The sequence below is a fragment of the Petrocella sp. genome, assembly GCF_059865615.1.
The window spans coordinates 1-10521 of the sequence record NZ_JCBCDA010000126.1 but is presented as its reverse complement, the minus strand read 5'-3'; the positions used below and the strand labels follow the sequence as shown (position 1 = coordinate 10521).

Annotated in this window: 10 protein-coding genes; all 10 read left to right on the top strand. The window is 32.2% G+C overall.

What is annotated here, in order from left to right; all coding sequences use genetic code 11:
• The first annotated feature begins 115 nt into the window (after window positions 1-115).
• Window positions 116-577, top strand: coding sequence for a YbaK/EbsC family protein (locus AC6F8J_RS14345; protein ID WP_500724313.1), 462 nt, complete (start codon window positions 116-118; stop codon window positions 575-577).
• Between the two features lie 46 nt (window positions 578-623).
• Entirely contained in the window at window positions 624-860 is a 237-nt protein-coding gene (locus tag AC6F8J_RS14340) for a hypothetical protein (RefSeq protein ID WP_500724312.1), read from the top strand.
• A gap of 125 nt (window positions 861-985) precedes the next feature.
• The gene (locus AC6F8J_RS14335; RefSeq protein ID WP_500724311.1) at window positions 986-1222 is read left to right on the top strand and encodes a hypothetical protein; all 237 of its coding nucleotides are present in this window, start codon (window positions 986-988) and stop codon (window positions 1220-1222) included.
• Window positions 1223-1351: 129 nt separating this feature from the next.
• Window positions 1352-2644, top strand: coding sequence for a phospholipase D-like domain-containing protein (locus tag AC6F8J_RS14330; protein WP_500724310.1), 1293 nt, complete (start codon window positions 1352-1354; stop codon window positions 2642-2644).
• Window positions 2645-2713: 69 nt separating this feature from the next.
• Complete coding sequence (locus AC6F8J_RS14325; protein ID WP_500724309.1) at window positions 2714-4555, top strand: hypothetical protein; 1842 nt, start codon at window positions 2714-2716, stop codon at window positions 4553-4555.
• On the top strand, window positions 4555-5406 hold the full coding sequence (locus AC6F8J_RS14320; protein ID WP_500724308.1) for a hypothetical protein: 852 nt from the start codon (window positions 4555-4557) through the stop codon (window positions 5404-5406). Before AC6F8J_RS14325 ends, AC6F8J_RS14320 begins: the two co-directional genes overlap by 1 nt.
• The gene (locus tag AC6F8J_RS14315) at window positions 5396-6136 is read left to right on the top strand and encodes a hypothetical protein (protein WP_500724307.1); all 741 of its coding nucleotides are present in this window, start codon (window positions 5396-5398) and stop codon (window positions 6134-6136) included. Before AC6F8J_RS14320 ends, AC6F8J_RS14315 begins: the two co-directional genes overlap by 11 nt.
• Window positions 6137-6281: 145 nt before the next feature.
• Window positions 6282-6875 (top strand): methyltransferase domain-containing protein, encoded by a 594-nt coding sequence (locus AC6F8J_RS14310; protein WP_500724306.1) that lies wholly within the window; start codon window positions 6282-6284, stop codon window positions 6873-6875.
• Window positions 6876-6917: 42 nt separating this feature from the next.
• Window positions 6918-9368 (top strand): DEAD/DEAH box helicase family protein, encoded by a 2451-nt coding sequence (locus AC6F8J_RS14305; RefSeq protein WP_500724305.1) that lies wholly within the window; start codon window positions 6918-6920, stop codon window positions 9366-9368.
• Between the two features lie 445 nt (window positions 9369-9813).
• On the top strand, window positions 9814-10521 hold a 708-nt coding region (locus AC6F8J_RS14300), incomplete at its 3' end, for a PDDEXK nuclease domain-containing protein (protein ID WP_500724304.1).

Genomic DNA, 10521 nt, shown 5'->3' with positions numbered 1-10521 from the left:
AGGGAAAACATTCATGAACCTATATGAATGTGTATGAACAGAGGGGATTCAAAATGAATCCAATAAATGATAACAATTACATAAAACAATTTTCACCAGTGGTAATAACATCCCTTTGAAAGGGTATGGTATTGCTGATTTACAAACAGGTAAAGCCTTACCGGTCTGTCCGGAAGTCCTTGGTGGATTGGAAATACCAAGACCGGTTTGTAAGCAAGTCAACAAACCGGATGGAACGCACCACATTGTGACCATAGATGGCATAGGTGCCAGTCGAACCTATGATGTCTTTGTCATCCCTGTTGCCAAAGAGTTAGACCTAAAAAAAGCCGCAAAAGCTGCCGGTGAGAAAAAGATAGACATGATACCGATGAAGGACCTTCTTAATACTACAGGCTACATCCATGGTGGAGGTTCCCCAATAGGCATGAAGAAAGAGTTTAAGACCTTCATAGACAACAGTTGTAAGGATCACAAAACAATCCTAGTAAGTGGTGGTGTAAGAGGGGTACAGATTGAACTTGAACTAGAAGATCTGCTAAGGGCTACCGGTGCTGAAGCTGAAGAGGTTGTATAAGAGGAATGGTTATGAAAATAATAGATAAGAGGATTGAGCGAGATGTATGTTGGCATTAATTATTTTAGGAATAAGTGAGAATGTCATCGTTTTTAATGACTCAACGATAATTCAAGTACTCGTGCACTTAATATCATTAGCTATTATGCTAGGGTTTATAGTACTAGGGATGTATTTGGTGGTCTTGTTGATTAAGGTTGCTAGAAGAGGGATTAAGATGCTGGATCTGGTGTTTGAGGAGTATACGAATCACAAGATGAAGGATGATAAGACAGAGGTATAAGGTACCTTAACTTAATATGACATTCTAGGAGAAATTTGCTACAAAAAAGACACAAAACGAATTCGAAAAACAGATGAGATCATTTATACCTGAAATTTATAAATGAAAGTATGGAGGACTAATTTATGGGATTGATTTTATATAGTGAAGAAATAATATCGTGCGGGTCATTAAAACAATTATTAGACTCTACAACAAATATTTACTTGATAGAGACGATTAATAAAATAATCAACGAAGTTTCAAATTCGGTATTAAAAATAAATAATAAGACATCTATAGTTGATACAAAAAAGATGTTAAGCGAGGGGATTGTCAAAATAACCAAAAAGTATAAAGAATATATGCATTATACAGAATAAATTTTAAATATTGAAAAGATTCTGTTAAGTAAATCTATTGAAATTCAAAATGAGTTTTCAAACAATATAATCAATGAACTCGATAATGAATTACGACTGAGAGAAGAGATAATACATAAAAAAATCCTTGTGTATGCAGGTATAGACAATGACATAAAAGATACAACTTCAAAAACAAAGGGACTTTTAAATCATGGAATAAAAGGAGTAAATAAGACGATAGCATTAAATAGTGTTAATGAATTAAACTCAAAGTCACAACTTGAAGAATGGATAGAAGAAAATTTTGGAGAAGAAAAGATAAAAACTATTCTATCAAAAATATTATCTAGACAATTAAAATATTTTATAAACGAATGGGAAAAAACGATAGATGATACTTTAAGCAATTTTGCAATTGATGAGGGATATGTATTCAACGATTTAGGGATTTCAAAAAAGATTAGCTATGACCTATCATCCTCTGAACAAATATCTATGACTGGGATTGGTGCCGCAGTTATTGGAACACTAGGTTTGGCAGCTGGTTGGCACACCTTATCCTATGCGATGATAAATGTTTTTCCGCCAATAGCAATTTTTTCACTAATGCTCTATCCAATAACAAGTATAATAACAAAAGAAAAATCAAATAAGAACAAGAAAATGCTTGTTACGGATTTGAAAAACAAAATTAGAGATACGATTATAACTCAGATGACTTTTCAAAAAAATGAAGATGGACAAATTGGTATAAACAGTTATATTCAGTCAATTAATCGTAAAATAATTGAAGAGGCATTAAGACAATTACATTTATTATGCTTCTCAGAAGCTTCAATGAATGAAGTGGCAGAGCGGAAAGCAGTGATAGAGAAATACCTTAATCAACTGGAAGAAAGCTTGGTAGCAATTGAAGTATATGAGAAAATGCCGAAAGTTTTTGATGGTACTAAGACAATTTTTCTTGAGAATGAAGGTATTAGAAGCAAATTGTATCAGACTTTTTTAGAAGCTAAAAGTGAGATTGACATAATTTCACCATGGATAAGTAGAAAGGTTATGAATAAATACTTCGTTAGTTTGATTGAAGGTGCTTTAAATAGAGGTGTAAAAGTATTCATAAAATACGGTATTGGTGAATTGAATTCACCAGATCAAAGAACTATGACCTCGGATACTATCGCTCAAGAACTAAGAAGGCGTTTCATCAAGTATGGTGATAAATTTGAAATTATCAAAGTGAATACACATTTCAAATTACTTATAAGTGATGACGAGTACTACATTCTTGGGAGTTATAATTTTTTGTCTTTTAGTGGTGGGGATATATCTGATAGAAGAGAAGAAGGTGCACAATATACAATGAATCCCGAGTTAGTAAAGGAGAGGCAAAACTTGAAGACATTGACTCTAGATATAAAGAAATGTATAAAAATATGATCGATAATGATAAATAAAAACATGAAGAATTCATTTTATTGGTATTTTTCATATTTATAAGGAGGCACTATGACTCAATATTGGAAATTTGCAGAAATACCTCGAAAAGAAGAATTATCTTTCAACAAAGTTTTGGAGAAGTTCTATGATTATGGAGTTGATGGTTTAGTAAGAGAGAATATACAGAATTCTCTTGATGGTAAAATACCTAATTCTCCACATCCAGTAAAAGTGAAAATAATAATTGGAACAATGAATAAAGATCAAATTCCTGGATTTAATGAAATAAAAACTCATATTCAGTCGCTGCAAGCAGGGAATAGTTATACCAAAGAAACATTAGATCACATGATGCATAATTTAAAGAATAAAGTTATCCCATACATATCATTTGAAGATGTTAATACGAGGGGTTTATCAGGAGCAATTAATGGACAAAACCCACAAAAGGGCGATACTTGGAGTGCTTATGCTTATAGCAAAGGTGTTCATCACGTAGACAGTAATGACGCTTTTGAAATGTCCAGAGGTGGATCTCATGGTATAGGTAAGATTGCATCAAATTCAGCTTCTGATATATATTTGATGTTCTTTTCTAACTGTGATGAGAATGGTGAGAAACACATAGGTGGCACTATTCAATTGATTGATCATGATATTAAAACACAAAGCTATAGAGCGACTGGATATTTTACAAATCAAGTAGGTGATAATTTTTTTCCTTATACGAATGACTTTGATTCAATTTTTGCTAAGAATAATCGTGGTTTGAAAATTATCATACCATTTCTTAGAAGCCAGTTTAACGATGAAGAAGCCATTCTTAGAAGTGTATGCGATAATTTTTTTGTTGCCATCTTAGAGAATAAATTAAGTGTAATTATAAATGGTCATACAATCGATAAAGATTCTATTCGAGGATTCATACGTAATCCAAAATACTACGAACAAGATAAGGCATCGAATAAAAAAGAATTTACACAGTTGTATCTGGAAACATATGATACTTGTGCCCCTCGTTTAATTGAAATTAAGGATTTGAGGAATGCGTACAAATTTCAGCTATATTTCAACTATGAAAAAAATATTCAAAAGGGTAGAGTTGGAATCATTAGAACCATAGGTATGAAAATAGAAGATAAAAGGATCATAAATAATGTAAATAAACCCTTTAATGCGTTGTTGATTCCTGATTCTGGAAATGAAGATGTTTTTCTTAAATCATTAGAGAATGAATCCCATACGGAACTCTCATCGGATCACCTAAAAGATCAGACTAGTCAAAAGAATGCCGTTAGGTTCATCAGAAACATATCTAAAGAAATTGGAGCTATTATTGAAGATGCGATTAGGGAGAATAATCCAATTGAAGGAAAGATGAATACTGAAGATGTATTGTTTGAAGCAAATAATAGTTTTCGAGATAGTATGTCGAAAAGTACATCAAGTCTAAAAATTGATACTGGAAAGAAAAAACGAACGGTTGTTAAGACGGTTAGTCCAACCGGAAATGGATCCAAGAAGACAATTAAGAAAAACATTAGGAAGACTAAAAATAAAGGTAGTAGCAAGCTATATTATGTTCATCCAAATGTAGTCAAAAGAAGTATAATCCAGGATAAAGAAATATTACATCTTAATTTAGAAAATGAAAAAGTTTTTAAGTCTATTGAGAGATGTAATATTCATATATCAGTTATTGATGGGATGGGGAAGGAATATGAGAATGAAATGAACATTATAGATCATTATGCTCATATTACAGATATTTCGAGTCGTGAAAATATTAAATCTGAGAGAAATACGATTTTGAAAGTACCCATCATCAATAATAGAATTAATCTTTCTTTAGCTACTTCAAAGTCTTTCAATAGATCATTGAAGTATACCTACTATTTGGAGGTGGAATAATGATTTATACAAAAGACGCGATATTTCCATATCCAATTTTAAGATATGGCTCAAACGATTATCAAGATAATGGATTCAATTTAAAAATAGAATTGGAAGAAGACACTTTTAACTATTACTTCAAAGTGACTCATGAATTAGAGTCGGAATTTATAAATGACTTAGTGGCAAATGATCTTGCTGAAACTATTTTAGTGATCCAATCGAAAGATAATAAATTTTTCACGATCAAACAAGACGAAGAGACGGTTGCAATAAAAAAATCAAGATTATCCCTTAACACAAGAACCTCACTTCAACTTCTTATCAGAGCAAAAAGTGACGTCTCATTTGGATTGAATTCAGATCTTGATCCTTATTATGATGATATAAAAGAGCAAATAGTCATTCATCCTTATGCAGTTTTAGCTATTTCTAATGTAGTCATATATGATGGTAGGATTACAAAACCTTTTGAATTGTTTGAAAAAAGACTGGACCCTGATCTTGCATCGGAAATTAGTATAGAGTTAGGTCAAGAAACGATCATCATCAACTACAAAAATGAATTGCTCCAATTTGCTGAATTTCCTAAAGCTACAGAGCTTAATTATCCATATGTGTATATGGGATTACAAAGAGCCTTGAATAATATGATTACTGAGTTAGCTGATGATACAGAAGCTTTGTATATAGAAGAGATGGCTATACCTGAGAATATTCTCATGTTTAAGTTATACAACCTACTAAAAAGTAAGCATGTTGAAGAACTGAATATGGATAATATTGATGAAGTTATTGATCACATCAGTGATCGAATGATGAGCAGATTCTACACAACAGTAAAGGAGATATCAATAAATGCTGGTTAAGTTATTGTCAAAAGAGTATTTAAGGTCAGATCAATTGTATAAAGATTTCTTAAATAACATGATAATTGAATCTGATGATCATTATGAGGACATAATAATCACATTGGATGAAGCACCGGATTTCCCAATATATCTTTTCATAAGTGATGATCTAGAAAGAACTGAAGCTTATATTTCCGCAATAAAAGTAATTGAGAAATACTATCTCAAACTACCTAGAGACACACATTTTGATGGACAATTTTGGCATACACTATTATTAGCACAAAAAAGAGAATATATTTTAGAGACTTATCCAGAAGTGATCGAATCTGAAACTAAATTTAAAAACGTGGTCCTCAAAAAGTTTGATTGGGAGAACTATATTTATAAATGCATTTTGGCGGCTCAATATATTAGCGACAACATTGAAGAAGAAGAAAGAGAGAAGTACTATAAGCTTATTGCTGAAAACCTAGATGTCTATAACTATATCATCAAGTATGAAATCTTTAGGAACGATCAATTCCTAATTAAGATATTAGATATCATTAAGGATAACCAACTATCTGACATCCTTAAGGCAAAGATCAAAGGTCGAGAAGATCTTGGTGACGATGAAAGATATGGAAGAAGGGTCATATTCGAATTAAATAAAGTGTACCCAGTTATAATGGTACCTTTGATGAGAAAAGAGGCTTTAGAACTACTGTTTTTGGAAAATTTAAGTAAATATGTGGCTATAAACTAGAAATATTAAGTTGATATTCATAAATATATATCAAAGATAAACTTATAATTATGAATTGAAAAGTAAAAAAAATGCAGTAAGGTAGATAGAATGAGGAAATTAACATAGTAAATTTTATTTATAATCTAAAGTTAAAGGAGCAACTATGTCAATCAACTATTACAATAATAATGCGGAGAATTACATCAACGATACCTTCTATCTAAGTATGTCAGGACTTATGCAAGAATTTCTTTCTTACGTTGTCAATAGTGGAATTATCCTTGATCTGGGTTGTGGCTCTGCTCGTGACGCTCTTGAATTCCAAAAAAGAGGCTATGAAGTATATGCGGTAGATGGATCGGAAGAAATGATTGCCCACGCTTCTAAATTCATAGGAGATAAAGCTATTTGCTCAACATTCTCTGAGTATGAAACAAACATTAAATTCAATGGAATCTGGGCATTGGCTTCACTACTTCATGTCCCAGAAGAAGATATGGTCTTTATACTTCGTAAGTACCGTGATCTACTTGCTGATGAGGGTATATTTTTTATGTCTTTTAAGAACCGTGAAAAGAACTATGAAAAAGATGGCCGGTGCTTTACGTGTTTTACAAAAGAAAAATTGATAAGTTTGTTTACAGAAGTTGGTTCACTAGATGTGATTAAGTTCATCGATACTGTGGATATACGTGAAGGTCGGGAAGATGAAAAGTGGATAAGTGCAATTGTTAAGGTTAGTCGCAGACAATTGTAAATAGATATCCAATAAATTATAGAGAGTAACTGGGTGATGGATATGGGTATGAATGCAGTAACTAAAGATCTTATAGAACGATTAAATGTAAATGACCAGGATCTGATGGGGATTGATATTATTGTCTCCTTTATTAAGTTGTCAGGATATAAACAATTAGAACCCATGTTGAAGGATGCACTAAGACGATCTATACCAGTTCGAGTATTAACCAGTACATATATGAATGTAACAGAACCAGCGGCTCTAAGTGAGTTATATAATTTGTTGGGGGAAGGAAATGTAAGACTATACAATGGTCGCGCACCAAGCTTTCATCCAAAAGCATATTTTTTTAAGAGTAAAGAAAAATATCAAAGTTACGTTTTAGTCGGTTCATCAAATATTTCTCGTGTGGCGCTTACAAATGGTATTGAATGGAATTATCAAGTGGAAGCGTCTGTAGATCAGGATAGTTATGATTATTACATGGAACAATTTGAATATCTTTTCAAATATGATTCCTATGATCTGGATACTGAGAAAATTTCCGAGTATCGAAGAACCTTGATTTTACCTGATGCAGAAAGAAAGATCAGTCGAATAAACGAGCATTATAACAAATATAGACAAAATAATAATTATAAAGAAAGGTTAAGTAATTTATTTGAACCAAACCAATCACAGACGGAAGCTTTAATTGAGCTTAAACGTACAAAAAATGAAGGAAATGATAAAGCCTTAGTTGTAGTAGCTACTGGGGTTGGTAAAACTTTTTTGGCAGCTTTTGATTCTATGAATTATAAAAGTGTACTTTTTGTAGCTCATAGAGAAGAGATTTTGAATCAGGCTTATGATACATTTGCAAAGACAAGAGGTTCTGAAGATCTTGGTCGTGTTTTTAATGGGTATCAAGAAGTTGATAAAAAAGTAGTTTTTGCATCTGTCCAATCATTGAGTAGAAAAGAACACATAGCAAAGTTTGAATCAAACAACTTTGAGTATGTAATCATTGATGAATTTCATCATGCAAGTTCACCGAGCTATAAAAGAATTATTGATTACTTCAAACCCGAATTTTTATTGGGTCTAACAGCAACACCTCATAGATTAGATCGAAAAGACGTTTTTGAAATATGTGATTATAATGTCGCATATGAAACAGATCTATTCAGTGCAATTAATCGAGATTGGTTAGCACCATTTAGGTATTATGGCATATATGATGGCACGGTTGACTATGGGAAAGTTCGGTATATTAATGGACGATATGTTGAAGAAGAATTAAGTAAAGCTGTATCTACAGATGATAGATCAAAATTAATCTTCAAACATTATATGAAACATCAACGTAAACACACAATGGCATTCTGTAGCAGCATTGATCATGCAGAATATATGGCAGATTATTTTAATTCAAATGGAATCAATAGCGTAACGATTCATAGTCAAATAAGTCGAAAATATTGTGCTGATCGCACAATAGGAATCGAAAAATTCATTACAGGTGAAATAGAAGTTATTTTTTCGGTAGACATGCTAAATGAAGGTGTAGATATACCGGCCATTGATCTGATTCTTTTGCTTAGACCAACAGAATCACCAACTGTATTCTTACAGCAATTAGGACGAGGATTAAGGCATTCGGCAGGAAAAAGAAACTTAAAAGTACTAGACTTCATTGGAAATTATAAGAATGTTGAAATGATACCGTTTTGGTTGTCAGGTGAAGTGACAACAGATAGTAAGAAAAAAGAAGAGGTCATTAAAAAGCTAATTGATCAAGAAAATATTCCGGTCGATTGCTATATAGATTTTGACTTTGAGGTAGTAAATATTTTCAAGGAAATGATTCATAAAAAAGTTAAAATTATTGATGAAATAAAAGAGCTGTATGTTTCTTGTAAAGAAGAACTCGGTCATATTCCAAGCCGTATGGAGTTTTTCGAATCATTAAGTGATATTCAATATAGAAGTATCAAAGCCCAATCTAAAGTAAATCCATTTAATAAATACTTGGATTTTCTTTCGACTATGGAACTAGGATATTTAAGTGGAGATTTTATAAATAGCGATGCACATAAGTTTATAAATATGCTTGAGACAACTGGTATGAATAAATTATACAAAATACCTATATTACTGGCATTTTATAATAAAGGGTCTTTTAAGATAAAAATAAACAAAGACGAAGTCTGCCAGAGCTTTTATGAGTTCTATCAGAATGAAAGAAATGCAGTTGATCTAGATAGACATAAAAACACGAATAGTTATAAAACGTGGATAAAAAATGATTATTGGAAATTAGCATTGGATAATCCAATTCATTTTTTATGTAAAACACATGATGATATATTTGAATATGATTCTAAGACTGAAACAATGAGCATTAAACTTAATTTGATACCTTGGCAGAAGGATGACTTCTTTCTTAATCATGTCGAAGATACAATTCATTTTAGACGGAGTAATTTCTTGGATCTACTACTTTCTAACAAAGATAATAAATCTTAAGCAAATATAGAAAAGACATATATTGGGGGTTAAACATGTACCCAGGCAAACTTTAGATGAAGAAGAGGCCTATATAATATTGTCCAATTATATTGAAGAAGTGGTGAAAAAAGCCTTAATATTCATTTGCGAAGATAAACGAAAAGACCGTAAGATACTTACCAAAATACTACTTTCGAACTTGCCACCATGGTATAATCAAAGTAGTTTTTATGTTAAAAATGCTTAAATGGGTGTGGTTGTAAATGATATTATAAAAGTGTAGCACTTGGACCTGTTTCGCTATTGAAATAGTTTACTACCTACCATGAATAGTTCGCTCTGAGAGAGCAGAGGGCTCATTACTGCGTACGAGTGGCTCAAGTTCAGAATATTATTCAACCATAGAAAATCTTGTAAAATAGAGTTAAGATTTTACAGGAGGTATGAAAGGATGTGAACTAAGATGCTAGAGATTCAAAATTCATCTGTTATACAAGAAATCAAACAAATTTTAACTGAAGCAAGAGAAAAAGTTGCCCGAAAAGTCAACAATGAGCTTTTATTAGCCTATTGGAATATCGGCAGAATCATTGTAGAAAGCGAACAAGCAGGTTCGGAAAAGGCTGAGTATGGCAAACAATTGTTAAAGTCATTGTCTAAAGAATTGACAAGAGAGCTTGGCAAAGGGTTCTCGGTATCAAACCTGCAATACATGAGAAGGTTTTATCTCGAATATGAAAATCAACAGACACTGTCTGTTAAATTGAGCTGGTCTCATTATTGTGAACTTTTAAACGTATCGGATCCGCATGCGAGAGCGTTCTATCAACAAGAATCGATTAACTCTAATTGGTCTGTACGTGAATTAAAAAGACAGATTGATACGTCTTTGTTTGAGAGACTTTTACTCTCAAATGGAAATGCAAATAAGAAAAAGGTGCTTGCACTAGCTAGTCAGGGTGCGCAATATTCGAAACCGAATGATATATTGAAAGATCCTTATGTATTTGAGTTCTTAGGCATTCCCGAAAATAAACCGATGCTTGAAAAAGATTTGGAAAAGATATTGATTGTAAAAATCGAAAAATTCCTTCTTGAATTGGGACGTGGATTTATGTTTGTAGGCTCACAACAGAGAATTACCTTGGGAAATACGCATTACTATGTGGAT